Here is a 26,700-nt window from a genome sequence, read left to right as displayed (position 1 = left end):
TTTTGCCGATTCCTGTTTCGTCGGCTGCGTTTGGAGATGGTTCACCTATTCCGTACCGGCAAGAATCAGGGCATTCGCGTAAATCAACCTTATCCGTACAGCACCAATCTCAACCGCAACCTTTATTGTTCAGACGGCCTTTCTTCAAACCCATCATGTCAGACAACACTCAAAACTGGTTTTTCAAAAAATTTACCGGCAAACGCCTGCTGCTGCACTGCGCAACCGCCCTTCTGCTCGCCGCTCTGAGCTTTCGACAGTTGATGGTGGCAGACAGTCTGATGAATCCGGTGCTGATACTGGTTACAGCGTTTTACTTCCGCTATGCCTACCAATACTGGAAAGGCTGGGACAGTTCGCAAGGTCAACGCCAATACATCCGCCTGCTTCGCGACGAAATGGAATATTTTGTCGCACCCGCAGGCAGAGGCCGTCTGAAATACGATCAAATCCGCTATATGTATGTTTTCGTGGAAGACAATTACCACAATAAAAACGGCCATCTCATCATCGAATACCGCCTGCCAGAAGACGACGAAGATTCGCCCGATCTGCACGAACTGGAATTCAACCTTGATTTTCTGATACCGCCCAAAGATTCGGGCAAACTGCACACCGCCATTCCCGATTTGAACATCATGCATACCGCGGCATTTGAAGCCGCATTGCGCTCGCGCTGCCGCCGTCTGTACAGCCTGATACAGCGCGAAGGTCTGCGCGACCGCGAATGGCTGGAAGCGGAAAAAGAGAAAACCCGCAAATGGCTGGATGGATTTAAACAGTGACTCCGGCTCAAATCCGTTTGAAATCCGAATATTGAATAGACTGAAAAACAGTCCGTTTGAAATATATCTGTCAAAAAAGCAGCGTACAATTTTCAAATTCATTACGCGCGGCCATTACCATGAAAACTTCCCGCCATCTCAAAATTGCTGTTTTATTACTGTCGGTTTATTGGGCGTTTATGTTTCATATCGCGTTTTTCGACCCCTTGGAAATTTCCACGACCATCTTCTCCGAAAACAGCACGATTGAAGCGGTCAGCCCTTATCTGTGGTTTATGCTGGCCGTATTCTGCCTTTTCAGCAACAAACTGAGCGTACCGACACGCTTGGCAAGCGCCGTTACCGCCGTGTTGCTCGGTTTTCGAGAAATGGATTGGCACAAGTCGTTTTTTCAAGAAGAAACCTTTCGTACACATTTCCTACGCAGCAATTTCTACCGCAGCGACATGGTGCCGCTGTCGCACAAAATCATCGGCGGCCTGCTGGTACTGCTGATTATCATCGTGGCGGTATATTTGCTAAAAACCTTCGTCCGTTCAGTCAGACGTGAAGGCAAACCTTTTCAGACGGCCTATATTTATACTGCATCCGGCATCTTCCTGCTTGCCGTGGCCAAATTTGCCGACCGTCTCAACGGCCAGATGATTGAATTTTTTCAAAAAACGCTCCCGCCGAAAATCAATATTGCCGTACAAGCATTTGAGGAATCGACGGAAATGATTGTGCCGGTGTTGTTGTGTATTGCTTTGATTTTATACAGCAACCGCCAACATGACGGAACGTAGCATCGGCAACAAAAGGCCGTCTGAACGCATTTGACTTTCAGACGGCCTTACTACTGAATCACTTAAAAACTTACAGCCAACATTGGCTGCACGAAAAAAAGTGTACAAACTTGCGCCGCTCCTGACGTATCAAATTCAGAATTTTCGGGATAAAAAATGTCAGGCCGTCTGAAAACCGGCTTCGCAGAAACTTACTGCGATGGTTTTCAGACGGCCTTTTCAGCTTAGAGTCGTTCAGCAACAGCGTCCGCCGTTGCTTCCGCAGCGGCGTTTGCTGCAATAGTCCTGAAACTGCAACTTGGTCATCACGGGCGCGTCGGGATTATGGCGGCGTTGGCGGGCAACGTAGTTTTCATAATCCGGCATACCGGCCATCAAATCGGCGGTTCGGCGTGCCGCTTTCAACGCGCGGCAGATGCGCTGCCACAACGTATTATTGCTCATTCACGACCTCGTTACGGTAAACCGCAGGCACTTCTTTCGCCGTAGGGAAACCGGTTTTGCGTGCTTTCAGGGCGGTTTTCAGGCCGTAAATGCCGACGAACACCACCACCGATAAGAACAACACGGTCAAGCCCGAATTGACATAGTCGTTGAATGCGATTTGGTGCATTTGCGCCACGTCTTTGGCCGGAGCCAGAATTTCGCCCCGCGCTGCTGCGTCTTTGAATTTCGCTGCGTGCGCCAAGAAGCTGATTTTGGCGTCGCTGTGGAACAGTTTTTCCAAACTTGCCCATACGGTAACGAACAGTACGCCCAAAGCAGGAACCAGCGGCACCCAGACATAACGGTCTTTTTTCATCTTCACCAGTACCACGCTGACCATAATCAGGGCGACGCCGGCGAGCATTTGGTTACCGATGCCGAACAGCGGCCACAAGGAGTTGATGCCGCCCAGCGGGTCGGTCACGCCGGTATAGAGGAAGTAGCCCCACAACGCCACAGCCATAAAGGTGGCAATCAGGTTGGCCGGCAGCGAATCGGTGTTGCCGAACGGTTTGATGAAAATGCCGCCCAAATCCTGAATCATGAAGCGCGCCACGCGTGTACCCGCGTCAACGGCGGTCAAGATAAAGAGTGCTTCAAACAAGAGCGCGAAGTGATACCAAAACGCCATCATCGCTTCGCCCGGAATCAGTTGGCTCATGATGTTGGCCATACCCACCGCCAAAGTCGGTGCACCGCCCGCACGGGAAAGAATGGTTGATTCGCCGACTTCTTTAGCGGTATGCAGCAGCGTATCTGCCGTAACCGGGAAACCAAGCTGATTGGTAATCACGTTGGCCGCCTGTACGGCATCGGTACTGATTAAGGCTGTCGGGCTGTTCATGGCGAAATAGATGCCCGGATCAAGCGAAGCCGCGGCGGCCAGAGCCATAATCGCCACAAAGCTTTCCATCAGCATACCGCCGTAACCGATCATGCGCACGTGGGTTTCGTTTTCCACCATTTTCGGTGTCGTACCCGAAGAAATCAGGGCGTGGAAGCCGGAAACCGCACCGCAGGCGATGGTAATGAACAGGAACGGGAACAGGCTGCCGGAGAATACCGGGCCGGTACCGTCGATAAACTTGGTTACGGCAGGCATTTGCAGGCTTGGACCGACAATCACGATACCGATGGCCAATGCGATAATGGTGCCGATTTTCAGGAAAGTGGACAGATAATCGCGCGGGGTCAGCAACAGCCAAACAGGCAAAACGGCCGCCACAAAGCCGTAAATCATAATCGCCCAAGTGAGCTGGATACCGTCCAAATCAAAGAAATGCGCGTATGAACTTTGCGCCACATCTTCGCCGTACACAATCGCCAGCATCAGCAAAATAAAGCCGACAATGGAAATCTCGCCGATTTTGCCCGGACGGATATAGCGGGTGTAAATACCCATAAACAGCGCAATCGGCATGGTCGCGGCAATGGTAAACGTACCCCAAGGGCTGTGTACCAAGGCTTTCACGACAATCAGCGCGAGTACGGCCATGATGATGACCATAATCATCAGAATACCGATGGAAGCAATCACGCCGGCCACCGTACCCAATTCCTGTTTCACAATATCGCCGAGCGACTTACCGTCACGGCGCATGGAAACGAATAAGACCATCATGTCCTGCACCGCACCGGCGAACACCACGCCGAAGATAATCCACAGCGTGCCGGGCAGATAACCCATCTGCGCCGCCAACACGGGTCCGACCAGCGGACCCGCGCCCGCAATCGCGGCGAAATGGTGGCCGAACAGCACACCCCTGTGCGTCGGTACATAGTCCAAACCGTCGTTGTGGCGTTCGGCCGGCGTCAGGCGGTTGGGGTCAAGCTCCATCACCTTATTAGCGATATACAGGCTGTAAAAACGGTAAGCAATACAATAAACGGATATGGCGGCAACCACCATCCACACCGCATTGACCTGCTCACCCCGATTGATGGCCAATGTCGTGAAGGCGGCTAAACCGACCAGCACCACAATGCCCCAAATCAGAAACGTCTTGAGTGTAAGAAAAGCTAGCGTTGTTTACAGTATTTGAAAGACAATACTGCCATGAACATCCACAAAAATACCCGACTTACACCGCACCAACGTCAAGCCGTTTGGCGCGCCTATACACAGGATAAAATTACCGTTACTTCACTTGCCCGGCAATACCAAGTCAGCAGAGTAACCATCTACCGTATCCTCAAAGCCGCACGGCTGCAGCTGCTCACACCGCAAAACAGTACCAACAACCGGTTCAAACAAGCAAAATACGGGATGAAACGTTTGGCTAAGGTTGAAAAAGCCATCGAAGAAAAGCTCAAAAAACAGGCTAAACGCTACAACAAATCCTATCCCGGCGAAATGGTGCATTTCGATACCAAACGGTTGCCGCGGCTGAAAAACCAAAGCGTTGCCGACCCGTTCGAATACCTGTTTGTCGCCATCGACGACTACTCCCGCGAACTGTACGCAGCCATCTTGCCCGACCGTACGGCTGCCAGTGCCGCCAAGTTTCTGTTGAGGGATGTGATTGACTGCTGCCCGTACACCGTCGAATGCGCATACTCGGATAACGGAGTGGAATACAAAGGCAATGCATCCCACCCGTTTGGCGCTGCCTGCTGCCGCAACAACATCGTGCAGAAGTTTACCCGTATTGCGCGTCCGCAGACCAACGGCAAAGCGGAACGGGTGATTCGGACGCTGATGGAGATGTGGCACGATAAGCAGACATTTGACGATGCGCAACACCGGCGCAGGGAATTGTGCCGCTTTGTGAATTTCTACAATACGGTCAAGCCGCACGGCAGCTTGAAAGGCAGGACGCCTTTTGAGACTTTGGAGGATTATTTTTCTCAACCTGTTGTGTAAACAACCCGGTTATTTCTTACATCTTGAGCGATTTCATGATGAGTCCTTCGTTAAAAGCAAAATGAATAAAAAAACAGGTTAATAAAATTTCTCTGTTTAAACATTTGTAAACCAATACTAACGCAGCCGATTGTCAATAACCACGATTTCTAAAATTAACTTGATTTAAATCATATAAACTACATATTTCTATATTCCTCTTAACAGAAAACACCATTATCAAATTGAAACAATCATTCAAATCATCTCACTTTTTCAGACGGCCTTTCTTAATATATTAAAACTGAAACGTTTACCAACCTCAAATTTAAACATCACTCGAAGCCGGCATGGTACAAAAGACGAAACATCTCACTTAGGATACTGAGTTATTGATGAGCAGATAACAAAAACATGTGCCAAAGATAATGATTGTAAAGGTCTCTGCTTGTATCTTACCCAACAAGAAAAGCCCTGCATGTAAACATACAGGGCTTTTTTCATCTTTCAACAGCAGCCGCCGCCGCTTTTAATCCGGCAATACTCGATAAACTGCGCCCGAGTCATCACCGGCGTATTCGGATTATATTTTCGCTGCTGGGCAACGTAGCGGTCATAATCTGGAATGCCGGCCATATAGTTGGCAGCGACACAAAAGCTCTTATACGCTTCTTTCAGACGTCCCATCAAAGGATGATTAAGCAATTTTCTCATGGGTTTGAACCTCGTCACGGTAAACGGCAGGAACTTCTTTCGCAGTCGGCCAAGCCACTTTACGCGCTTTCATGGCAGTCATCAAGCCGTAGACGGCGATGAAAATCACAACCAGCATAAATGCCGCACACAAGCCTGAGTTGACATAGTCGTTGAAGACAATCTGCCCCATTTGCGCCACGTCTTTGGCCGGAGCCAACACTTCGCCGCGCGCAGCCGCTTCACGGTATTGTGCAGCGTGTGCCAAGAAGCTGACGCGCGGGTCGGAATCAAACAGTTTCTGCATGGAAGCCACGGCGGTCACCATCAACAAGCCCATGGCCGGCACCAACGGCACCCACACATAACGTTCTTTTTTCATTTTCACCAACACAACCGCCACCATAATCAGCGCCATACCGGCCAGCATTTGGTTACCGATACCGAATAAAGGCCACAGCGAATTGATGCCGCCCAACGGGTCAGTCACACCGGTATACAGGAAGTAGCCCCATGCGCCGACAGTCAGGAAAGTCGCCACCAGATTTGAGAACATGCCCTGACCGGTGCCCAAAGGTTTCACAAAAATACCCAGCAGATCCTGCACCATAAAACGTGAAGTACGGGTACCCGCGTCCACCGCGGTCAAAATAAACATGGCTTCAAACAACAGTGCAAAGTGATACCAGAAGGCCATCATCGCTTCACCCGGAATCAGCCTGCTCATGATGTGTGCCATACCGACGGCTAAAGTCGGTGCACCGCCGGCACGGGACAGAATCGAATTCTCACCCACTTCACGCGCAGTATTGGCCAAGGTTGCCGCATCCACCGGAATTTGAAGATGAGTGGTGATGGCATGTGCCGCCGTTGCAGGGTCGGTACCAATCAAAGCCGCAGGGCTGTTCATGGCAAAGTACACGCCCGGCTCCAACACGCAAGCTGCTGCCAGAGCCATAATGGCGACGAAGCTTTCCATCAGCATACCGCCGTAACCGATGGCGCGGACATGGGTTTCGTTTTCGATCATTTTAGGGGTCGTACCGGAAGAAATCAGCGCATGGAAGCCGGATACCGCACCACAAGCAATGGTAATGAATAAAAACGGGAACAGCTTGCCTGAGAATACCGGACCGGTACCGTCAATAAAGTGGGTGACGGCCGGCATTTTCAGCTCAGGCCCGACCACGATAATACCGATGGCCAACGCAATGATGGTACCGATTTTCAGGAAAGTCGCCAGATAATCGCGCGGTGTCATCAAGAACCACACCGGCAGAAGCGAAGAAATACCGCCATACAGCATAATGCCGAAGGCCAATTGCACGCCATTCAAGTCAAACCAAGGGCCGATCGCACTTTCGGCCACATGATTACCGAAGATTACGGCGCTCATCATAGCGATAAAGCCGACAATCGCGATTTCACCCAAATGACCCGGACGGATAAAGCGGGCGTAAAAACCCATGAACAGCGCAATCGGCACGGTCACAGCGATAGTAAACGTACCCCAAGGGCTGTGGGTCAGTGCTTTTACCACAATCAAGGCCAACACCGATGTGATGATGATCATAATCATCAGGATACCGATGGATGCAATCACACCGGCGGTAGTACCCAATTCTTGTTTGATGATGTCGCCCAAGGATTTACCGTCGCGACGCATAGACACAAACAGCACCATCATGTCCTGCACGGCACCGGCCAATACCACGCCGAAAATAATCCACAGCGTACCCGGCAGGTAACCCATTTGCGATGCCAATACCGGCCCCACCAGCGGCCCCGCCCCCGCAATCGCAGCAAAATGATGGCCGAACAATACTTTTTTATCGGTCGGCACATAATCGACACCATTGTTGTTGCGCTCCGCCGGTGTCATACGGCGTGCGTCCAATTCCAAAATATTTTTACAGATATAAAGGCTGTAAAAACGATAAGCAATGCAATACACCGATACCGCAGCCACCACCAGCCAAACAGCACTGACGTGCTCGCCGCGACTGAGCGCCAAAGTGGCGAAGGCAAATACCCCTGCCAACACCACCAAGCCCCATATCAGAAACGATTTCAACGCTTTCATGACATGTCCTTTTTAAATATTAACAGATAAACAAGAATATATAAATAAATTTAAAAAATTCAAAATATTAAAATATTTATCATATAAAACATAATATTATTTAATAAGTATTTTATTTTGAAAAATAATAACATATTTATATAAATACACAATATTACATAAAAAGAAATATGTTTTAAATCAAACTTCGTTGAAATATTCACTCGATCAGCAATAGCCCTGCAAAGACGCCGCCTAGGGATGCAGCCTTGCACGTACAATATCCCCGCATTCATCTCTGTTATAATCATGCCCATTTGCCCCGCTTCGCACCTTGACATGACAACAAACATCCTACCCGCCCGCCGTCTTTCCGTCGCACCCATGCTCGACTGGACCGACCGGCACTACCGCCACATGGCGCGCCAAATTACCCAAAACACCTGGCTTTACAGCGAAATGATTAATTCCGGCGCGATTGTCTATGGCGACAAAAACCGCTTTCTCATGTTCAACGAAGGCGAAACCCCCGTCGCCCTGCAACTGGGCGGCAGCGACCCTGCCGAACTCGCCCAAGCCGCCCGAGCCGCTGAAGAATACGGCTATGACGAAGTGAACCTCAACTGCGGCTGCCCCAGCCCGCGCGTGCAGAAAGGCGCGTTCGGCGCGTGCCTGATGAACGAAGTGGATTTGGTTTCAGACTGCCTCAACGCCATGCAGGACGCAGTCAAAATCCCCGTTACCGTCAAACACCGAATCGGTGTCGACCGCCAGACCGATTATCAGGTGGTGGCCGATTTCGTCGGCACACTACGTGACAAAACCGCCTGCCGCACTTTTATCGTCCACGCCCGCAACGCATGGCTCGACGGCCTGTCTCCCAAAGAAAACCGCGAAGTGCCGCCGCTGAAATACGATTACGTTTACCGCCTGAAACAAGAATTTCCCGATTTGGAAATCATCATCAACGGCGGCATCACCACCAACGGACAAATCGCCGAACATCTGCAACACGTCGACGGCGTGATGGTCGGCCGCGAGGCCTACCACAATCCGATGATTATGCGCGACTGGGACGCACTCTTTTACGGCGGCACACACGCGCCGATTGAATACGCCGACTTGGTACAACGCCTGTTCGCCTACAGTCAAGCACAAATCCGCAGCGGACGCGGCACGATTCTGCGCCACATCGTCCGCCACAGCTTAGGCCTCATGCACGGTCTCAAAGGCGCGCGCACATGGCGGCGGATGCTTTCCGACGCAACGCTGCTCAAAGACAACGACGGCACGCTGATTCTCGACGCGTGGAAAGAAGTGGAACGGGCAAACCGTTTCGGCGACAGCGTTTAAATTTAACGTTTCACCTTGCCGTACATGTACCGCAGGATGGAAAAAGGCCGTCTGAAAAAGTTCATATTCCCGAATCAAAACGAAAGGCCGTCTGAAAATTTTCAGACGGCCTTTCGACCATATTGCTAAAACTTCTGCAAACTCATATTGACCTGAAAATCCATTTTTCTTATTCCTGCCGCGTCCGACCGACACGGATTCCAGTTTCTGCCGGTTCAGCCAAACCGCGGTCTGCACAGTCTCAAATCCATGTAGGGTGTGCACTTGCTGCCCACGCAATTTCCTACACACATTTCCGTTCTTTCCAATAAATACGCCGTCTGAAAATCCGATTTTTCAGACGGCCTTTTCCCCAAAAAATCCGCTACAATCGTCCAACCCGAAACTTAAAAACAAGGAGAAACCATGCTGCACCGACCGATTCCGAAAATTTTCCTGTTCGTCCCGGCCACGCGGACGGAACGTATTGCCAAGGCTTTTGCCTGCGGCGCGGACGAAGTCATCGTCGATTGGGAAGACACGGTTGCGCCCGAGGACAAGGCGGCGGCGCGTGCGGCGACGGCGGATTATTGCAGCCGCGACGATACGCCCGAAGTGTGGGTACGGATTAACGGGGCGCACAGTCCGTTTCATGCCGAAGATGTGGCGGCGGTAAAGGGGATCGGCAAAATCAAAGGCTTGGTACTCGCCAAAACCGTTCGCGCCGAAGAAGTTTCTGCACTTTACCGCGCTTGCGGCTTGCCGGTGATGGCCGGCATCGAGTCGGCGCAAGGCATGGCCGACATCGCGCAACTGGCGCGTTCAGACGGCCTGTTTGCCCTGACCTACGGCTGCTTGGATTTGGCCAATGATTTGGGCGTCACCTTCGGCACGGCGGCGGCGCAAACGGTGTTCGACCGTCTGCGCACCGATATGCTGCTCCACAGCCGGATCAACGGCCTGCACGCGCCGATTGAAACCACTTTACCCGATTTCAACGACGACGAAGCCAACCGCCGCGCCGCGGAATACTGGCGCGACATGGGATTCGGCGGCGTGTTGTGCATCCATCCGAAACAGGTTGCCGCGGTCAAAACCGCGTTGAGGCCGTCTGAAAACGAAATTGCCTTTGCACGCAAAGTATTGGAGGAAGCAGAACGAAGCGGCGAAGCGGTGTTCCAGGTGGACGGGCAGATGGTTGATGCGCCGGTTATTGAGCGGGCAAAATGGATTTTGCGTCAAAGTTAAATATTCAGACGGCCTGAGATTTTTATTAAGGCCGTCTGAAATCATTTTTGGTTATCAGCCGCCAAATCTCTAAATTTTTCAGACATGCGTACGGTTTGCCGGGGCGGCTTACCGTACCTATACTCCGCTACGTTCCGTGCAGCATACTGACGCGGGTAACGACGAATCCGGATTTCTTGGTTTCAGTTGGATTGTGCAAAGGCCGGGCCGTCTGAAAGTATGGTCTTAACGTATTTTCACGCCTGCATTTTTCCCGCCGCGCAGCAGGCCGCGAAAGTTTAATTAGGTAATTTCCCCCCGGCAACGGCGCATTCGGCCGCGCATTCCGTGCTAAAATCGCTCCGTTTGCATGGCGCAACGCCATTGCCTTGATTGATTTTTCACAGAAAATCCGCGTTTTCTGTTAAGGAAGCCACATGAACATCGATAACCTTCCCCTGTCCGGCGGCAACATCGGCATCGAGCGCGAAAGCCTGCGCACCACCGCCGACGGCCGCCTTGCCGCTACCCGCCACCCCGAAGCCTTGGGCAATGTTTACACCCACCCCAACATCACCATCGATTACGGCGAAGCCCTGCTGGAACTGGTTACCGATCCGCACACCTCGCCGCAGGGCGCATACGGCCAGCTTTTGCAGCTTCATCAGTTCAGCGCGCAAAACATCGGCGGCGAAATCATGTGGGCGGCCAGTATGCCCTGCCGTCTACCCGACAATCCCGAACACATCGAAATCGGCTATTTCGGCCAAAGCAACGGTGCGAAACTGAAACGCCTTTACCGCGTCGGCCTGTCCTACCGCTACGGCCGCGCCATGCAGATGATTGCCGGCGTGCATTTCAACTATTCGCCGCCGGAAAACCTGTGGGCGGCATTGGCGGAGCAGGAAGGTGTCGAACCGACCGACGCTTGGCGCAACGAACGCTACATGGGCATGATCCGCAACATCCAACGCCACGGCTGGCTGATCTGCCACTTGTTCGGCACCGCCCACGCCTGCGACCAAAGTTTCCAGCCGGCGCAAAACGTGCTCGACCGCCAGCACGAACAGAGTTTCAACTGGAAAAACGCCACCACGCTGCGCATGAGCCAGCTCGGCTATCAAAACAAAGTCGATTTCAGCGTCAGCTTCAACCATTTGAACGAATACGTCCGCGACTTGGGCGCGGCGGTACTCACACCCGCACCGGTTTACGAATATCTGGGCTTGCGCGGCCCGGCCGGACATTACCGCCAAATCAGCACCAACATCCTGCAAATCGCCAACGAATATTACAGCGGCGCACGCCCCAAACAGCCGGTCAAAACAGGCGAACTGCCCATCAGCGCATTGAGCGCGCGCGGCATCGCCTACGTCGAGCTGCGCCTGCTCGACAACAACCCCTACGATCCTGCCGGCGTAAGCCTGGAACAAATCCACTTTTTGGAAAGTTTCATGCTCTGGTGTCTGCTCAAAGAATCGCCGGCCTTTACTACCGCCGACTACAACGAAGCCAACCACAACCGCCTGCGCACCGCCTGCATGGGCTTGAGCGAAGGCTTCAGCCTGTTTAAAAACGGCCGCAGCATCAAGGCGCAGGATTGGGCAGACCAAATCCTGCACGAAATCCTGCCGATTGCCGAAAACCTCGACCGCAGCGTCAACGGCGGCAGCTACCGTGAAGCTGTGGAAAACCAAATCCGCGCCAACCGCGGCGAAACCCTGCGCCTGCCGCAGCGCGTTCAGTCCGAATTGACGAATCAGGAATTCCTGCCGTGGGCAATGGCCTTGTCCGCCGCCCATGCGGAAATATTGAAACAGCCGCTGCCGTCTGAAATCCAAGCCAAGCTGGAAGCGCAAAGCGCGCAGTCGCTGCAGGACTTTGCCGAAATCGAAGCCAAAGCCGCCGCCGAAATCCCGTTTGACGACTATCTGGCGGACTATTTCAATCCGCTGCACGAATGTTTGGCGAAACTGGCGGTGTAACCGTCATGTATCAAAAGCCATGCCGTCTGAAAATTTCAGACGGCATGGCTTTTATTGATTAGAACAAAACGGATTTTGCGGATAAGCTTTTACACATTGCTTATGCCAACCCATTCCTCTACCCTTTTACGCGGATTTTCCATAAACATATTCATGGTTCTGAATATTTCCGTATCCTCGTAAGCAGTCTGCCGGATACCTGTGCGGGAAAATTCCCAGATCAATGCGTCAGGATAAGCCGATAAAATCGGCGAGTGGGTAACAATCACAAACTGCGCACCCTGTTCGGCCAATTCATGCAGCCTTGCCAACACTTCCAACTGCCGTTTAGGTGAGAGCGCGGATTCCAATTCGTCCAACAAATACAGTCCTCGCCCTTCAAAGCGGTGATGCACAATACTTAAAAACGATTCGCCGTGCGACTGCTTATGCAGCGAACGGCCGCCATACAGAGGATGATTGTCCAATTGGATACTGTCGGCGTAAGTCGCAGTATTGTAGAAACTTTCCGCCCGCAGAAAAAAGCCGCTTTTTGGCCGTGCATATTTGGCAACACGCAGATAACCGCTCAAATCGCTGTGGGTATCGTTGCTGGAAAAATGAAAATTGCGCGTTCCGCCCTCGGCATTGAAACCCAAATTGACGGCCAATGCCTCGAGCAAAGTCGATTTGCCGCTGCCGTTTTCCCCGACAAAATAAGTGATTTTGGGATGAAATGCCAACGCGTCCATCTGCGCCAATGCCCGAACCGCAGGCAGATTAAACGGATACTGCCCCTGCGGATAAGTTTTGTCCTGCCGCAGGTACATATCCAGAAGAAAAGGTTTGTTGTCCATAGAATAAGTTTATCAGCATAGCGTGTACAAATTATAGCACCCGTCCATATCGCGGGGGCTTTGCTGCCATATGGACAATATAAAAGGCCGTCTGAAAATCCATACCGATTTTCAGACGGCCTTTGATGCGGCCAACGATTAAAACCAAACGGTTAATCCGACATCGCCATCAGGCTGGCGTTGCCGCCGGCTGCGGTGGTGTTGATGCTGCACGAAATTTCTTCAAATACCTGCAAAATGTCCAAGCCGTTTTCAGACGGCAGGATACGGATTAACGCGCCGTCGGTGGCAGCCAGAGCCTGTTTGCGTTCGCTCGGCAAATCTTCCAGCGCAACCGCGTGGCTGATACCGGCGTTTTCCGGCTTATCGAGAATCAGCAAATTGTCCAATTGCGCGGCTTCGGCGGCCAGCGGATGCCCGGCTTCGACGACACCTTGTACGCCGGCGGCGGCCAGTTGCGCCAGAGCGGTGAACGACTGCGTCAGACTTCCGCCGTAAATCCACACGCGTTTCGGGGCGTGCCAGCTCAAGACGTTGCGTTCGCCCGTCGGCCCCGCCAATACCGATTCGGCTTGACGCAACGTGCGGATTCGGGCTTGTCCCAAAGCGGCGGCAACCGCCATTTTGTCTTCCTGCCCCAACGGCAGACGGTGCAGCACGCTTTCCAAGCGTTTCAGCACTTCGTCGTCGGCTTGGCCGATTTTGCTCAAGGTCGGCGCAATCCATTGTTTTAGACGGCTTAGGCGTTGCAGGTAAAACGGGCCGCCCGCTTTCGGGCCTGTACCCGACAAGCCGTGACCGCCGAAAGGCTGCACGCCGACCACTGCGCCGACGATGTTGCGGTTGATGTAAACGTTGCCCGCTTCGATACGGTCGCGGATGTGTTCCACCGTCGCGTCGATGCGGCTGTGCACGCCGTGGGTCAGCGCGTAGCCTTTGCTGTTGATTTGGTCGATCAGGCTGTCGAGTTCGTCGGCACGGTAGCGCACGACGTGCAGTACGGGGCCGAACACTTCGCGCTGCAATTCGTTTAAGTTGTTCAATTCAAACAGAATCGGTGCGACAAAAGTCGATTGCGCTTCATCGATGCCGTCTGAAATTTTGATTTCGTGGAACGATTTGGCCACGCCCTTCATTTTACCGATGTGCGCCAGCAGGTTGGCTTGCGCCTCCGCGTCAATCACGGGGCCGACATCGGTATTCAGCAAACGCGGATTGCCGACCGTCAATTCGTTCATCGCACCCTTAATCATGCCCACCATATGCTCGGCCACGTCTTCCTGCACGCACAAAATGCGCAAGGCCGAACAGCGTTGGCCTGCCGAATCGAAGGCCGAATTCAAGACGTCGGCGCAAACCTGCTCGGCCAGAGCGGTCGAGTCGACAATCATGGCGTTTTGGCCGCCCGTTTCGGCAATCAAAACCGGATTGTCGCTGCGTTTGGCCAGCGTTTGGTTGATTAAACGCGCCACTTCGGTCGAACCGGTGAAAATCACGCCGCTGATGCGGGTATCCTGCGTCAAGGCCGCACCGACTTCGCCCGCACCCAAGACCAACTGCAAGGCTTCAGACGGCACGCCGGCCTGGTGCATCAACGATACGGCATAGCAGGCAATCAGGCTGGTCTGCTCAGCAGGTTTGGCGACGACGGTATTGCCGGCAGCCAAAGCCGCCGCCACTTCGCCGGTGAAAATCGCCAGCGGGAAATTCCACGGGCTGATGGCGACAACCGTACCCACGCCCTGCGTGCCTTGCGGCAGCGTCTGCTCGGCTTCGTCGGCGTAGTAACGGCAGAAATCGACCGCCTCGCGCACTTCGGCAATCGCGTTTTGCAGCGTTTTACCGGCTTCGCGCACAGCCAGCATCATCAGCGCAGGCGTGTGCTGCTCCAACAAATCGGCAAAACGGCGCAAGCAGGCGGCGCGTTCGGCGGCAGGCGTTGCGCCCCAAGTGGCTTGCGCGGCCACCGCGGCGGTAACGGCTTCTTGCGCCAGCGCAGCATCGGCAAAGGAAACCGTACCGACAATATCGCTGTGGTCGGCCGGATTTTTCACGGCTTGCGGCGGATTCACTTCGCGCAACCTGCCGTTGACAATCGAAGCCGTCTGAAAACTTTGCGCGGCGGCTTGGTTGAGTTTTTCCTGCAACTGCTGCAACACGTTTTCATTGCTCAAATCCACGCCTTGCGAATTCAGACGGCCTTTGCCGTACAAATCGCGCGGCAGCGGCAAGGCGGCGTGCAGATGGATGCCTTCTTCGGCAATGGTGTCGAACGGGCTGCGGATCAGCTCGTCAATGCTGATTTTTTCGTCGACGATTTGGTTCACAAACGACGAGTTCGCGCCGTTTTCCAGCAGACGGCGCACCAGATACGCCAGCAGCGTTTCGTGCGTACCGACGGGCGCGTAAATGCGCACGCGACGACCCAGGTTTTGTGCACCGACCACTTGGTCGTACAGCGTTTCGCCCATGCCGTGCAGACATTGGTGTTCAAAGTCTTTGCCTTTGCCCATCTGGTAAATCGCCGCCAGCGTGTAGGCGTTGTGCGTGGCGAACTGCGGGAACACCGCGTCTTGCGCGTCCAACAGTTTGCGCGCGCAGGCCAGATAGGAAATGTCGGTATGCACTTTGCGCGTGTACAGCGGATAGCCGCTCATACCGTCCACCTGCGCCCATTTGATTTCGCTGTCCCAATACGCACCTTTTACCAAACGAATCATCAGTTTCTGATTATTGCGACGCGCCAAGTCCACCAGATAATCAATCACAAACGGGCAGCGTTTTTGGTAAGCCTGAACGACGAAACCGATGCCGTTGTAACCCGCTAAATCAGGGTCGGACACCAAGGCTTCCATCAAATCCAGCGACAATTCCAAGCGGTTGGCTTCTTCTGCATCGATGTTCAGGCCGATATTGTATTGTTTCGCCAGTAAAAACAGTTCTTTCAATTTCGGCAGCAATTCGCTCATCACGCGCTCGTGTTGGGCGCGGGCATAGCGCGGATGGATGGCGGAAAGTTTGACCGAAATACCGTTGCCCTCATACACGCCCTGTCCCGCCGCATCTTTGCCGATGGCGTGAATCGCGGTGACGTAGTCGTTGTAATAGCGGTCGGCATCGGATTGGGTAAACGCCGCTTCGCCCAGCATATCAAACGAGAAACGGTAGCCCAGTTTTTCGCGTTCTTTACCGTTTTGCAGGGCTTCTTCGATGGTCTGACCGGTAACGAACTGCTTGCCCAGCATCCGCATCGCATAGTCCACGCCCTTACGGATCAGCGGCGCACCGCCTTTGTTCAACACGTTTTTCAGACTGCCTGAAAGCGACTCGCTGCTCGGCGTATGCGTCAGCTTGCCGGTCACCAGCAATCCCCAAGCCGCCGCGTTCACGAACAGGCTCGGGCTGTTGTTCAGATGGCTTTTCCAATCGCCGTCTGAAAGTTTGTCGGCAATCAGCTTGTTGCGCGTGGCATTGTCGGGAATCCGCAGCAGTGCTTCAGCCAAACACATCAAGGCCACACCCTCCTCGCTCGACAGCGAAAACTCGTGCATCAGCGCGTCCACCCCGCTGGCTTTGGTACGGCTCGCTCGCACCTGCGTTACCAAACGGCGCGCCAGCTCGGTAGCGGCTTGACGCTCCTCCGCCGTCATCTGCGCCTGTTGCAGCATATCTTCGACCGCTTCGATTTCATCGCGGCGGTAGGCATCGGTAACCGCTTGACGCAACGGGGATTGCTGAGTGTGGGCAAATCGGAACATTTCTTTTCTCCTGAAAAACAGACATCAATTTATCAATTATAAAGACCACGGCATACCGCCGCCACACTTTCCGTCATCACAGTAAAAAATAGTTCCGCATAAAAAATACACCCTCCAACCGTCTTGAGTGCAAAAATTCAGACGGCCTGTCTCCCCGAAACAAAAAAGCGGCAGGCCGTCTGAAACCGCCTGCCGCTTTAGCATTTCAACCCATTATCAGAAACGGGCGCACTGATCTTCTTTGTTACCTTTTACTTTATTGCCGCTGCCTTCGAGCTTGCCTGCATTATTTTTGCATTGCAAATTGCCGTCAACGGTGTTGCCCTTCACAACGGCACCGGCTTTGTTGTCGAACAACTGGATGTCGCCGTTGACACGGTTGGCATTCACATCCACCGCACCCGATGATTCTTTCACTTGGATATTGCCGTCGACCTTGCTCTTGGTTACAGTCAACCCGGCAGCCTTATCAGCCTGAATATCACCTTTCACATCCACATTCGCAGCTGCCAACTTACCGCCCTGCTCCACTTTCACATTACCGTCGACCTTCGTACCGTCAAGGCTGCATGTTTGATTCTGCTTTACAATCACGTTTCCATCTACTGAAATTTTACCCAACATACTGCCGCATTCACGGTCATTCGCATAAGCAGCACTGCTGAACGCCAAAACCGCAAGCGGTAACGCAGCCAATTTAAACAGTTTTTTCATTTTGATTTCTCCGTAAAAAATACTAAAGGTAACAAACAAAAATACTTCCAAGCTGCCTCAACGGATACTTGCGACAACTTATCACTTAGACTATGTCAAACGTCTGCGGTTCCTTGATGCCTGTAATAGAAAATTAATTTCTATCAAGATGTATAAAAAATGCCGTCTGAAAAGTCGGCTTCAACGCCAATATTTCAGTATAAAAGTCGTCCAAAGGCGGCTGAGGCACAGGGGCATAAATTCATCAAAGAATTGGATGTTTTAACACACAGCCGCCCGAAGGCGGCTGATTCAGACGATCCATATTTCATAGGTTGAGTTGAAGTTTCAACACACAGCCGCCCAAAGGCGGCTGACAGGCGACCATGTTCTATCATCTGTAACATGAGGTTTCAACACACAGCCGCCCGAAGGCGGCTGACGCGAAAACTATCTGGAAAACGGGTGTAAGAAATAACCGGGTTGTTTACACAACAGGTTGAGAAAAATAATCCTCCAAAGTCTCAAAAGGCGTCCTGCCTTTCAAGCTGCCGTGCGGCTTGACCGTATTGTAGAAATTCACAAAGCGGCACAATTCCCTGCGCCGGTGTTGCGCATCGTCAAATGTCTGCTTATCGTGCCACATCTCCATCAGCGTCCGAATCACCCGTTCCGCTTTGCCGTTGGTCTGCGGACGCGCAATACGGGTAAACTTCTGCACGATGTTGTTGCGGCAGCAGGCAGCGCCAAACGGGTGGGATGCATTGCCTTTGTATTCCACTCCGTTATCCGAGTATGCGCATTCGACGGTGTACGGGCAGCAGTCAATCACATCCCTCAACAGAAACTTGGCGGCACTGGCAGCCGTACGGTCGGGCAAGATGGCTGCGTACAGTTCGCGGGAGTAGTCGTCGATGGCGACAAACAGGTATTCGAACGGGTCGGCAACGCTTTGGTTTTTCAGCCGCGGCAACCGTTTGGTATCGAAATGCACCATTTCGCCGGGATAGGATTTGTTGTAGCGTTTAGCCTGTTTTTTGAGCTTTTCTTCGATGGCTTTTTCAACCTTAGCCAAACGTTTCATCCCGTATTTTGCTTGTTTGAACCGGTTGTTGGTACTGTTTTGCGGTGTGAGCAGCTGCAGCCGTGCGGCTTTGAGGATACGGTAGATGGTTACTCTGCTGACTTGGTATTGCCGGGCAAGTGAAGTAACGGTAATTTTATCCTGTGTATAGGCGCGCCAAACGGCTTGACGTTGGTGCGGTGTAAGTCGGGTATTTTTGTGGATGTTCATGGCAGTATTGTCTTTCAAATACTGTAAACAACGCTAGCTTTTCTTACAACGGGTATTTGCAATGTTTCAACACACAGCCGCCCGAAGGCGGCTGAGTTTCGTCAATTTGTTTCCGCGCATGAGATTCCGGTTTCAACACACAGCCGCCCGAAGGCGGCTGAGACAGTTGCATACCAAATTTGCGCGGCAATCTTGGTTTCAACACACAGCCGCCCGAAGGCGGCTGAGCTTCATACAGCGGGCAGCCGAACGCCAAGCAGCTGTTTCAACACACAGCCGCCCGAAGGCGGCTGAGGCTCAGGGCAAAGAGCGCAACCGCGGTATCGAGTTTCAACACACAGCCGCCCGAAGGCGGCTGAGCCCAGCAGCAAGGGCGGTTTCTTTCATACAACAGTTTCAACACACAGCCGCCCGAAGGCGGCTGATAATCACATCGCGCTTAATATCTTCTTCTTCGCTGTTTCAACACACAGCCGCCCGAAGGCGGCTGACTGAATTTGGTGTGATTTGGGAATTTTGACGATGGTTTCAACACACAGCCGCCCGAAGGCGGCTGATTTGGTGACAAGACAAATCGACTTGCTGCGCTACGTTTCAACACACAGCCGCCCGAAGGCGGCTGACCCATGCTTATCAGCCAATTTAGCCGCGTTCACATTGTTTCAACACACAGCCGCCCGAAGGCGGCTGACAACAGAATCAGACTGACCGCCAGTAGAAAACTCAGTTTCAACACACAGCCGCCCGAAGGCGGCTGAAGCCCCTCTCGAAAGCCTTGTCCCACCAGCCTTAAAAAGCCCGATTTCGCCAACGCCCCCGAAAAAGGCAGGGAGCAAGTATAACACAGCCGATAACCGTTATACCTGTTTTCCCAAATTCCTAATTGTTAAAGAAAAATTTCCCGTCGCCAACCTCACGGGGATTTCATGAGAACCGCAGGTCAGCGATTCACACGATCAGCGTATCCTGAAACACGTCCACCGCCGGTTTCGCGCCGTGGTGTTCCACCTTGCGCCGCCATTTGCTGCCCAGATGGTAGAAGCGCAGGCTGTCGGTTTCCGGGTTGTAAGTATCCAGCAGTTTCGCTTTCAGCACCACCCACTGATCAGGCGCGATGTCGCACTCGAATACCGAAAACTGCACGCGCACGCCGTAGTCCAAACAATGCTTGGCAATGCGCCGCAACCGCGCCTGCCCTTCCGCGTCTTCCAGCGAAATATCATAAGTAATCAACATCAGCACAATGTTTCCCCTATTTTTCAGACAGGCATTGCAGGCCGTCTGAAACGCTTATAACCAATTTTCAGACGGCCTCAAAGGCTACCTGAAAGGCCGTCTGAAAATGCCTGTCTGAAAAAATCAACGCATCAAAAACGGCGGATATTCCGCCAAATCCCCGCGCAGATGCCGCGCCAGCAGCATCGCCTGCACATGCGGCAGCAGCCCCACCGGCACTTCCTCCTGCAAAAACGGATGCACCACCGTCTCCTGCTTTTTCGCCTGCAACGCCTGAAACAGCAGCTTGCGCGTCTCCGGCTTCATATTCACCGCGCCGCCCGCCTCCGCCACAAAATCCTGCGGCTTCACCTGCCCGCGGTTAATCAGCGAGAGCACCAGCCTGTCCACCCACCACGCGCGGAATTCCTCCAACATATCCTGCGCCAAACTGTCGCGTCCCGGCCTGTCCGCATGCAGAAAACCCACCTGCGGATCCAGCCCCACGCCCTGCAACGCGCCGCTGATGTCCTTGCCCAACACACTGTATAAAAACGACAACAGCGCATTCACCCCGTCGCGCGGCGGACGGCGGTTTCGCCCGTCAAACACAAAACCGCTTTTTCCGCTCACCAAATGCCCGAACACCCCGAAATAACGCGCCGCCGCATCGCCTTCAATCCCGCGCACCACATCCAGACTCTCCGCCCGCTTCAACTGCTGCAAACTGAAATTCAGCGCCACCACCGCCGCCTGAATCTCCGCATTCTCCCCGTGATTGCGGATTTGCCGCTGCAACACCCGCTTGCTTGCCTGAATTTTCGCCGCAATCATATTGCGCGCAATCGGCACCGGATTTTGCTCCGAAACATGGTACTGCGCCCGCCGCAGCAGCACATTCCCGCCCTGCCGCCCCTGTAAACGCCCCAAAAACCGCCCGTTTTCGGTAAAAAACGCCAGATTCACCCCGTTTTCCCCGCAAAACCCCATCAAAAACGGCGACACCAACACATTGCCGAAACAGAAAATATGCCCGATAGAATGCACCGGCAACTGCGCCACCTTCCTGCGCTCCTGCTCCACCACCAGCGTCTCCCGCTCCTTATGCAGATAACTGCCTTGGGTGGTGATATAGAGCGTGTTTTGGAGTTTGCGCATAGCTGAAGCCCTCTTGCTTTTTAATGTAGTTTTATTATTGAATCAACTGAGTATAAATACCTGTCTGAAAGATTTTAGACGATATTCTAGTAGGTTGGATTAAGCATCTAACAAAACAATTCAACATTCAGAATATTATCGTTTCAGACGGCCTTGGTCTGAAATTTCGGTATTTTATTGGTTTACACAACCTATGCTTGCTTACATCCGCCACGATGCTTAAAAATTGGGGGATTATTCACTTAAGAACTGCTCATATTCATCATGATTGAAAGGAGAAACTGAACCTATTTCAACTGTTCCTAATTGATCAATAACCTCTACATTACCTATTTCCATACTGGGTAATCCACTTAAAAAGTTCCCATATAAATAAACAAGCACATCCGTTGTATATGGTACCTCTATCGTTTTTTCATCCACACCAAGGGCTACATCTTCTTTATCAATTGAATCCCAAATAAAAAAGTTAAAATGTGCCGTCACTTCACAATAAACCTTGCACTTAACACTAAGTGTAATACCATCTGAATTGGAGTTAACTAAATATACTTGTACATCATCATTAATACTATTTTTAAATATTTCAACCTCTATTAAATCAATAGAAGAATAATCAACATAATAATTATATGCCGAATCAGCATAAACATCAGGAACATCTAAATACTGTTCAATTGAAGAATAAATTCTCTTATAAATTTCACTATTAGAATAATTTAATAAATCCTTCCTAATTTCATTAATAATACAACTTAAAGCCTCATTAGTTTGAGTATTAAGTATTTCTATTGCTCCCGCTAAATCATCAATAACATCAACATTGTCTTTACCTTCAGCAAAGTACCCCCAATCTTTATCTGAACTAACAGCTAATATCTTCTTATCATTTTCATTGGCCCATGCTTCTAATGATAATAAAGAAATAGCATCAGGAAATTCATTTTTCTTTATACCAACATCCTTAAATGGTGCAGAGTTAGAAAAATATAAATTTATCAACGTCCCCATGTCACAATATTGCTGTGACTCAATAATATTAACATTACATTTTGTTACAAAATCAGTTAATTGAGCATCTGATATGCTTCCATCCTTCAAGTTCATGCCCAGTGATAATACAATTTTATCTATATCGTTATCACAACAATTTAGATAATTGGAAGCATCTTTTAAAGCCAAACCAACTTTATTCCTTGTCTCCATTTCCTTTTTATGCAAATGAGATTTTAGTTCTAAAAAAACAATGTCACTTAAAATTAAATCTATTGGCTTATCGCTAAATTGATCTAACTCAGCCAACAGACCCTTATTGAGTTTTAATCCATGTTTTTCAAAGATTGAAGTATCAATTGTTAAGGCAGCATAGTGCTTATTAGATCCCCTCACAACTTTTTTCCTTTACTTATAGAAAATAATAACCTAGAAATCCCCAAACAACCCCGCCACATACCCTTTCGACTTATCCCTTTCCAACAACTGCGGCTGACAAATCTCCACCAGCGAACAGGCTTTGCAGCGTTTGCCGTATTCGGGCGGCGGGGTGGTGCCGCTGTCCAGCAGTTCGCGTACCTTGCGGATAACTTCTAGTGTCTGCGCCCTGAGGCCGTCTGAAAACGCCACGGGCACGCGGTGGCGGGTCTGCATATACCACAGCGCGCCTTCGCCGACGGTCTGCCCCGTCATTTCCTCCAAACACATCGCCTGCGCGCAAAGCTGGATTTCGTCGAACGGCTCGGGCTTGGGCTTGCCGCGCTTGTATTCCACGGGTTTCAGACGGCCTGTCCGAATATCGTGTTCGACCATATCGAGTATGCCGCTCAGCCCCAGTTTTTCCGCCGCAACATGCACGCTGCGCTCAAAGCGGATGCCCCTGCGCGTTTCCGGCTCGCCCGAATCCACCCGCTCATGCAACGCCTTGCCCTGCGCGGTGAGAAAATTCTCCGCCCACGCCTGTTCGTTGTGAATCAACGCACATTGGCGCGGACAGAAGGCGTAGTGTTGCAGGGCAGAAAGGGAAACCGTCCGTATATCGTGTTTCCCTTCATTTGCAGGCGGTCGGATTTGCTCGGTATTCTGCAAATCGGCGTCCATTAAACATCAGCCTAATTTGCGGTGCAGTTTGGTTACACCCAAATCTTGCTCGTTGACGCTGACGGTGTAGTCGTCGAAGCTGCGGCTCACTTCCACATAGTCTTTTTTAGCAACCTGAATGCGTTTGAACAGGCTGTCGGCCGGAGCGTCGCCCAGGCTGTTGCTGTGTTCGAAGACATACAAACCGCGGGCGTTCATTTGTCCGCGTGCGGCGGAATGGTCGTGGTCGAACATGTTGATTAGGGCCTGCCAGAACAATTCCAAATCTGCGTCGGAAAAGCCGGTCTGTTTGGCAAAGTGGGCGGAAACGAAGCCGTGGCAGCGGTATAGGCCGTAGGGGACGGTGAATTTGCGTCCCATGGTGCGATTGTCGCCGGTTTCGCTGGCGTCTTTTTCATTGGTTACCGCCATACGGGTGATGGAGTGTTCCAATGTGATAATCGGGTCGATAGAGCGAGAGAAGGTAAGCTGCACGGGGCCGCGTACTTGTCCTGCATTTTTGCCGGTGGTCATGACTGCGCCGAAGGTACGCACGTCGTAATAGCGGCTGCACATGTATTGGCGGGCGTGTAAGAAATAACCGGGTTGTTTACACAACAGGTTGAGAAAAATAATCCTCCAAAGTCTCAAAAGGCGTCCTGCCTTTCAAGCTGCCGTGCGGCTTGACCGTATTGTAGAAATTCACAAAGCGGCACAATTCCCTGCGCCGGTGTTGCGCATCGTCAAATGTCTGCTTATCGTGCCACATCTCCATCAGCGTCCGAATCACCCGTTCCGCTTTGCCGTTGGTCTGCGGACGCGCAATACGGGTAAACTTCTGCACGATGTTGTTGCGGCAGCAGGCAGCGCCAAACGGGTGGGATGCATTGCCTTTGTATTCCACTCCGTTATCCGAGTATGCGCATTCGACGGTGTACGGGCAGCAGTCAATCACATCCCTCAACAGAAACTTGGCGGCACTGGCAGCCGTACGGTCGGGCAAGATGGCTGCGTACAGTTCGCGGGAGTAGTCGTCGATGGCGACAAACAGGTATTCGAACGGGTCGGCAACGCTTTGGTTTTTCAGCCGCGGCAACCGTTTGGTATCGAAATGCACCATTTCGCCGGGATAGGATTTGTTGTAGCGTTTAGCCTGTTTTTTGAGCTTTTCTTCGATGGCTTTTTCAACCTTAGCCAAACGTTTCATCCCGTATTTTGCTTGTTTGAACCGGTTGTTGGTACTGTTTTGCGGTGTGAGCAGCTGCAGCCGTGCGGCTTTGAGGATACGGTAGATGGTTACTCTGCTGACTTGGTATTGCCGGGCAAGTGAAGTAACGGTAATTTTATCCTGTGTATAGGCGCGCCAAACGGCTTGACGTTGGTGCGGTGTAAGTCGGGTATTTTTGTGGATGTTCATGGCAGTATTGTCTTTCAAATACTGTAAACAACGCTAGCTTTTCTTACACCTTAGTATTTTTCAGACGGCCTGCACGAATTGTGCGGTTGAGGTAGGTTTTAATCAGCGCGGCGCGCCCGTAGGTGATTTTTTGCTCCGCTTTGTTGCGGCGTAATGCCGTCTGAAGCAGGCTGACGGGCAGCGGACGGTTGTTTAATGCCGCCAGCGTGGTTTGGGCGATTAAATCGGGCGGCAGGTTTTCCATTTTGCCGTCCAAAACCAAATTGCCCAGCAGACGCGGCAGCGGCATAAATTCCGGATACGGCGATTTTTCGCCGCGCACCATTTTCAAATCGTCATACCATCTGGCAAGGTTCTCCGACAATTCGGCAACGGTGGTTTCGTGCCAAAAGCGCACCACAATCCGCGCCGAATTGGGCGACAAGCCCAAAAGATAGAATTTATCTTTGGCGTTCGGCTCTTTATATTGACCGTTGTATAAACTGCTATAAAGCGACTTCACTTCGCCGATATGGGCATCGGGATTGTCTTTACTGCCGTTGAGCATAATCGGCAAACGGGTTTCCAGCGGTGTCGGCTTTTCGCTCCAGCATACGGCGGTAACATCGCCGATACGCAGGCGGTTGTCGCCGGAAAGCAATGTATTGAGTGCGGTGGTGTATTCGAACATTGCCTGTTCACCCACGGGGAAGATAAAGCCTTGCTCTTTGCCGTAAGACTCAAAGGCGGCGAGATTGACCGAAGTAAACGGCGACGGTTTGGCATTAACGCCTTTTACCGCATTATGCAAACGGGCAATCGGGGCTTTTTCACCCGTTACCAGGCAAATGCCTTTTGTTATGCCGTCTGAAACGGATTCTTTGCTTTGCGCCAAATAATTTTGCAGGGCTTGAGATTGGCAAACCAATGCGGCAGATTCGTCCACCAAGCGGAAACTCAAGTTGCAGCCTTTGATTTTGCTGCATTCCGCCCAGTTGTCATGCTGCATGACTTTGGCTTTTTCATCAGGCAAGGCCAAAAACGCGGCGACTGCTGCGATGCCTTCATCGTCGGACAAGGTTTGTTTCAGCTCATTTACTTTGGCGGTAAAACTTTGGTGCTGGTTATCGGCTTGCTCCTGCTCTTTTTCACCCGCATAGGCAAGCACATAGCCATAATGATCCCAAAGTATATTGCTGACTTCGTATGATTTTTTTCCGCTCCGCCCCAAGCCTTTCGGCACTAAAAAAGTGCGGGCGATTTTTTTCTTGTTTTGCAATTCGCGCGTGTCTTCAAGGGCGATAAATTTGCCCTGCTTGTCAATCACGATAACAAAGGGAATTTCTTTGTATTCGAATCCTTCGGGGGCAACGTCGCCGCCAGAAGCGGCTTTACGCCGATAGTATTCGGTCAGTGCGTGCAGAATCATCGTTTCACCTCGTCGCTGTTGGCAGGCGGCACGATAATCACGCCATTTTCGGCTTTGCAGTGGTAAAACATCGGCTCGGCGTTGTTGGAATCGCGCGGGGCAGATTTGCTGTAATCCATGTCGTAGAGCATAAAGCCGAAATCTTGCGTGATGTCTTCCCGCGGCAAACCATCTTCCGCTTTTTCCAATAATCTGAAACTGCACGGAAATTCTCGGCATCCCAGATAAGGCTGATGGAAATATTGCCCCTTGCCGGCGCGGCGTTTGAACATTTCGACGAACTTGGTGTAGTTGTCGTCTGCGCCTGCTTCATCCGTCATTTCAAAATCGGCGTAAATGCGGTAAGCCACATCGCGCAGCAGCATGGAGGCACGCTGTTGGCGGTTGTCCTCAATATAAAGCGATTGACTGCGTTCGCTCATCTTGCTGCCGACTTCATTACGGCGAATATTGACCCATTGAATCGGCTTTAAAATCTCAATCTTTTTCACCCGCCAGCGAATCGCGGGCTTCCACAATATCGCCATCAGAATATTTCGCGCGGCAGACGGTGTGATAACGGGGTAACTGACCCGCTCTACTTTCAACTCGGGGCGGGTGAAGCAAGCCAAATCACCGCTGATTTCTAAGATAAAACTCATTTATCCTCCC

At 51.8% G+C, this 26,700-nt stretch carries 21 protein-coding genes, 1 pseudogene and 1 CRISPR repeat array; of the genes and pseudogenes, 6 read left to right on the top strand and 16 right to left on the bottom strand.

What is annotated here, in order from left to right:
- Positions 1–155: 155 nt before the first annotated feature.
- Together ACM67E_RS03055 and ACM67E_RS03050 are read left to right on the top strand one after the other, a co-directional pair.
- Positions 156–785, top strand: coding sequence for a hypothetical protein (locus tag ACM67E_RS03055; protein WP_416192153.1), 630 nt, complete (start codon positions 156–158; stop codon positions 783–785).
- 119 nt (positions 786–904) lie between these two features.
- Positions 905–1,570: a hypothetical protein gene (locus tag ACM67E_RS03050; protein WP_416192152.1), complete on the top strand. Its 666-nt coding sequence runs from the start codon at positions 905–907 to the stop codon at positions 1,568–1,570.
- Between the two features lie 234 nt (positions 1,571–1,804).
- Here the strand turns inward: ACM67E_RS03050 and ACM67E_RS03045 are convergent, their stop codons facing one another.
- Together ACM67E_RS03045 and ACM67E_RS03040 are read right to left on the bottom strand one after the other, a co-directional pair.
- Entirely contained in the window at positions 1,805–2,014 is a 210-nt protein-coding gene (locus tag ACM67E_RS03045) for a YbdD/YjiX family protein (RefSeq protein ID WP_416192151.1), read from the bottom strand.
- On the bottom strand, positions 2,004–4,052 hold the full coding sequence (locus tag ACM67E_RS03040) for a carbon starvation CstA family protein (RefSeq protein WP_416192727.1): 2,049 nt from the start codon (positions 4,050–4,052) through the stop codon (positions 2,004–2,006). The genes ACM67E_RS03045 and ACM67E_RS03040 overlap by 11 nt, the downstream gene beginning before the upstream one ends.
- A gap of 60 nt (positions 4,053–4,112) precedes the next feature.
- Between ACM67E_RS03040 and ACM67E_RS03035 the strand changes: the two genes are divergently transcribed.
- Positions 4,113–4,919 (top strand): integrase core domain-containing protein, encoded by an 807-nt coding sequence (locus ACM67E_RS03035; protein WP_416190995.1) that lies wholly within the window; start codon positions 4,113–4,115, stop codon positions 4,917–4,919.
- Positions 4,920–5,405: 486 nt separating this feature from the next.
- On the opposite strand, the gene ACM67E_RS03030 is transcribed toward ACM67E_RS03035, so the two are convergent.
- Positions 5,406–5,585: a CstA-like transporter-associated (seleno)protein gene (locus tag ACM67E_RS03030; RefSeq protein ID WP_416192726.1), complete on the bottom strand. Its 180-nt coding sequence runs from the start codon at positions 5,583–5,585 to the stop codon at positions 5,406–5,408.
- 10 nt (positions 5,586–5,595) lie between these two features.
- On the bottom strand, positions 5,596–7,674 hold the full coding sequence (locus tag ACM67E_RS03025) for a carbon starvation CstA family protein (RefSeq protein WP_416192150.1): 2,079 nt from the start codon (positions 7,672–7,674) through the stop codon (positions 5,596–5,598).
- 318 nt (positions 7,675–7,992) lie between these two features.
- On the opposite strand from ACM67E_RS03025, the gene dusA reads away from it, so the two are divergent.
- The 3 genes from dusA to gshA all read left to right on the top strand — a co-directional run bounded on the left by dusA (position 7,993) and on the right by gshA (position 12,197).
- On the top strand, positions 7,993–9,006 hold the full coding sequence (gene dusA / locus ACM67E_RS03020) for a tRNA dihydrouridine(20/20a) synthase DusA (RefSeq protein WP_416192149.1): 1,014 nt from the start codon (positions 7,993–7,995) through the stop codon (positions 9,004–9,006).
- A gap of 405 nt (positions 9,007–9,411) precedes the next feature.
- On the top strand, positions 9,412–10,233 hold the full coding sequence (locus tag ACM67E_RS03015) for an HpcH/HpaI aldolase/citrate lyase family protein (RefSeq protein ID WP_416192148.1): 822 nt from the start codon (positions 9,412–9,414) through the stop codon (positions 10,231–10,233).
- A gap of 416 nt (positions 10,234–10,649) precedes the next feature.
- The gene (gene gshA, locus ACM67E_RS03010) at positions 10,650–12,197 is read left to right on the top strand and encodes a glutamate--cysteine ligase (protein ID WP_416192147.1); all 1,548 of its coding nucleotides are present in this window, start codon (positions 10,650–10,652) and stop codon (positions 12,195–12,197) included.
- A gap of 89 nt (positions 12,198–12,286) precedes the next feature.
- Here gshA and ACM67E_RS03005 read toward each other — a convergent pair whose 3' ends face one another.
- The 12 genes and pseudogenes from ACM67E_RS03005 to cas5c form a co-directional block, all read right to left on the bottom strand.
- On the bottom strand, positions 12,287–13,033 hold the full coding sequence (locus ACM67E_RS03005; protein WP_416192146.1) for an AAA family ATPase: 747 nt from the start codon (positions 13,031–13,033) through the stop codon (positions 12,287–12,289).
- A 152-nt stretch (positions 13,034–13,185) separates the two neighbouring features.
- Positions 13,186–16,791, bottom strand: a complete 3,606-nt coding sequence (gene putA / locus ACM67E_RS03000; protein WP_416192145.1) for a bifunctional proline dehydrogenase/L-glutamate gamma-semialdehyde dehydrogenase PutA — start codon at positions 16,789–16,791, stop codon at positions 13,186–13,188.
- Positions 16,792–17,007: 216 nt separating this feature from the next.
- Complete coding sequence (locus ACM67E_RS02995) at positions 17,008–17,505, bottom strand: hypothetical protein (protein WP_416192144.1); 498 nt, start codon at positions 17,503–17,505, stop codon at positions 17,008–17,010.
- A gap of 466 nt (positions 17,506–17,971) precedes the next feature.
- On the bottom strand, positions 17,972–18,778 hold the full coding sequence (locus ACM67E_RS02990) for an integrase core domain-containing protein (RefSeq protein ID WP_416190995.1): 807 nt from the start codon (positions 18,776–18,778) through the stop codon (positions 17,972–17,974).
- A 63-nt stretch (positions 18,779–18,841) separates the two neighbouring features.
- Positions 18,842–19,536: a CRISPR direct-repeat array (repeat unit 32 nt; unit sequence GTTTCAACACACAGCCGCCCGAAGGCGGCTGA).
- A 190-nt stretch (positions 19,537–19,726) separates the two neighbouring features.
- A complete protein-coding gene (gene cas2 / locus ACM67E_RS02985; protein ID WP_416192143.1) occupies positions 19,727–20,020 on the bottom strand; it encodes a CRISPR-associated endonuclease Cas2 in 294 nt (97 codons plus the stop codon).
- A gap of 117 nt (positions 20,021–20,137) precedes the next feature.
- Positions 20,138–21,151 carry a type I-C CRISPR-associated endonuclease Cas1c gene (cas1c, locus tag ACM67E_RS02980; protein WP_416192142.1) on the bottom strand — a complete coding sequence of 338 codons (1,014 nt, stop codon included), beginning with the start codon at positions 21,149–21,151 and terminating at the stop codon, positions 20,138–20,140.
- 234 nt (positions 21,152–21,385) lie between these two features.
- Positions 21,386–22,540, bottom strand: coding sequence for a PIN domain-containing protein (locus tag ACM67E_RS02975; protein ID WP_416192141.1), 1,155 nt, complete (start codon positions 22,538–22,540; stop codon positions 21,386–21,388).
- Positions 22,541–22,573: 33 nt separating this feature from the next.
- Positions 22,574–23,245, bottom strand: a complete 672-nt coding sequence (gene cas4 / locus ACM67E_RS02970) for a CRISPR-associated protein Cas4 (protein WP_416192140.1) — start codon at positions 23,243–23,245, stop codon at positions 22,574–22,576.
- Between the two features lie 6 nt (positions 23,246–23,251).
- A pseudogene (cas7c, locus tag ACM67E_RS02965) lies at positions 23,252–23,812 on the bottom strand (type I-C CRISPR-associated protein Cas7/Csd2); the annotation flags it as partial.
- A gap of 22 nt (positions 23,813–23,834) precedes the next feature.
- Positions 23,835–24,641 (bottom strand): integrase core domain-containing protein, encoded by an 807-nt coding sequence (locus tag ACM67E_RS02960; RefSeq protein ID WP_416190995.1) that lies wholly within the window; start codon positions 24,639–24,641, stop codon positions 23,835–23,837.
- A gap of 43 nt (positions 24,642–24,684) precedes the next feature.
- Positions 24,685–26,049 carry a type I-C CRISPR-associated protein Cas8c/Csd1 gene (gene cas8c / locus ACM67E_RS02955; protein WP_416192139.1) on the bottom strand — a complete coding sequence of 455 codons (1,365 nt, stop codon included), beginning with the start codon at positions 26,047–26,049 and terminating at the stop codon, positions 24,685–24,687.
- The gene (gene cas5c, locus ACM67E_RS02950; RefSeq protein WP_416192138.1) at positions 26,046–26,690 is read right to left on the bottom strand and encodes a type I-C CRISPR-associated protein Cas5c; all 645 of its coding nucleotides are present in this window, start codon (positions 26,688–26,690) and stop codon (positions 26,046–26,048) included. The genes cas8c and cas5c overlap by 4 nt, the downstream gene beginning before the upstream one ends.
- Positions 26,691–26,700 lie beyond the last annotated feature (10 nt).

Origin of the sequence: Neisseria sp. CCUG12390 (genome assembly GCF_047837985.1) — a bacterium.
In the GTDB taxonomy this organism is placed as follows: domain Bacteria; phylum Pseudomonadota; class Gammaproteobacteria; order Burkholderiales; family Neisseriaceae; genus Neisseria.
The sequence above is the reverse complement of the archived record's forward strand: the minus strand, read 5'-3'. Positions and strand labels throughout refer to the sequence as shown.

Excerpts from the sequence above, each read along its gene's own strand:
- ACM67E_RS03055 (WP_416192153.1), top strand. The coding sequence starts at position 156 with ATGTCAGACAACACTCAAAACTGGTTTTTCAAAAAATTTACCGGCAAA.
- ACM67E_RS03050 (WP_416192152.1), top strand. The coding sequence starts at position 905 with ATGAAAACTTCCCGCCATCTCAAAATTGCTGTTTTATTACTGTCGGTT.
- ACM67E_RS03045 (WP_416192151.1), bottom strand. The coding sequence starts at position 2,014 with ATGAGCAATAATACGTTGTGGCAGCGCATCTGCCGCGCGTTGAAAGCG.
- ACM67E_RS03035 (WP_416190995.1), top strand. The coding sequence starts at position 4,113 with ATGAACATCCACAAAAATACCCGACTTACACCGCACCAACGTCAAGCC.
- ACM67E_RS03030 (WP_416192726.1), bottom strand. The coding sequence starts at position 5,585 with ATGGGACGTCTGAAAGAAGCGTATAAGAGCTTTTGTGTCGCTGCCAAC.
- ACM67E_RS03025 (WP_416192150.1), bottom strand. The coding sequence starts at position 7,674 with ATGAAAGCGTTGAAATCGTTTCTGATATGGGGCTTGGTGGTGTTGGCA.
- dusA (WP_416192149.1), top strand. The coding sequence starts at position 7,993 with ATGACAACAAACATCCTACCCGCCCGCCGTCTTTCCGTCGCACCCATG.
- ACM67E_RS03015 (WP_416192148.1), top strand. The coding sequence starts at position 9,412 with ATGCTGCACCGACCGATTCCGAAAATTTTCCTGTTCGTCCCGGCCACG.
- gshA (WP_416192147.1), top strand. The coding sequence starts at position 10,650 with ATGAACATCGATAACCTTCCCCTGTCCGGCGGCAACATCGGCATCGAG.
- ACM67E_RS03005 (WP_416192146.1), bottom strand. The coding sequence starts at position 13,033 with ATGGACAACAAACCTTTTCTTCTGGATATGTACCTGCGGCAGGACAAA.
- putA (WP_416192145.1), bottom strand. The coding sequence starts at position 16,791 with ATGTTCCGATTTGCCCACACTCAGCAATCCCCGTTGCGTCAAGCGGTT.
- ACM67E_RS02995 (WP_416192144.1), bottom strand. The coding sequence starts at position 17,505 with ATGAAAAAACTGTTTAAATTGGCTGCGTTACCGCTTGCGGTTTTGGCG.
- ACM67E_RS02990 (WP_416190995.1), bottom strand. The coding sequence starts at position 18,778 with ATGAACATCCACAAAAATACCCGACTTACACCGCACCAACGTCAAGCC.
- cas1c (WP_416192142.1), bottom strand. The coding sequence starts at position 21,151 with ATGCGCAAACTCCAAAACACGCTCTATATCACCACCCAAGGCAGTTAT.
- cas4 (WP_416192140.1), bottom strand. The coding sequence starts at position 23,245 with ATGGACGCCGATTTGCAGAATACCGAGCAAATCCGACCGCCTGCAAAT.
- ACM67E_RS02960 (WP_416190995.1), bottom strand. The coding sequence starts at position 24,641 with ATGAACATCCACAAAAATACCCGACTTACACCGCACCAACGTCAAGCC.
- cas8c (WP_416192139.1), bottom strand. The coding sequence starts at position 26,049 with ATGATTCTGCACGCACTGACCGAATACTATCGGCGTAAAGCCGCTTCT.
- cas5c (WP_416192138.1), bottom strand. The coding sequence starts at position 26,690 with ATGAGTTTTATCTTAGAAATCAGCGGTGATTTGGCTTGCTTCACCCGC.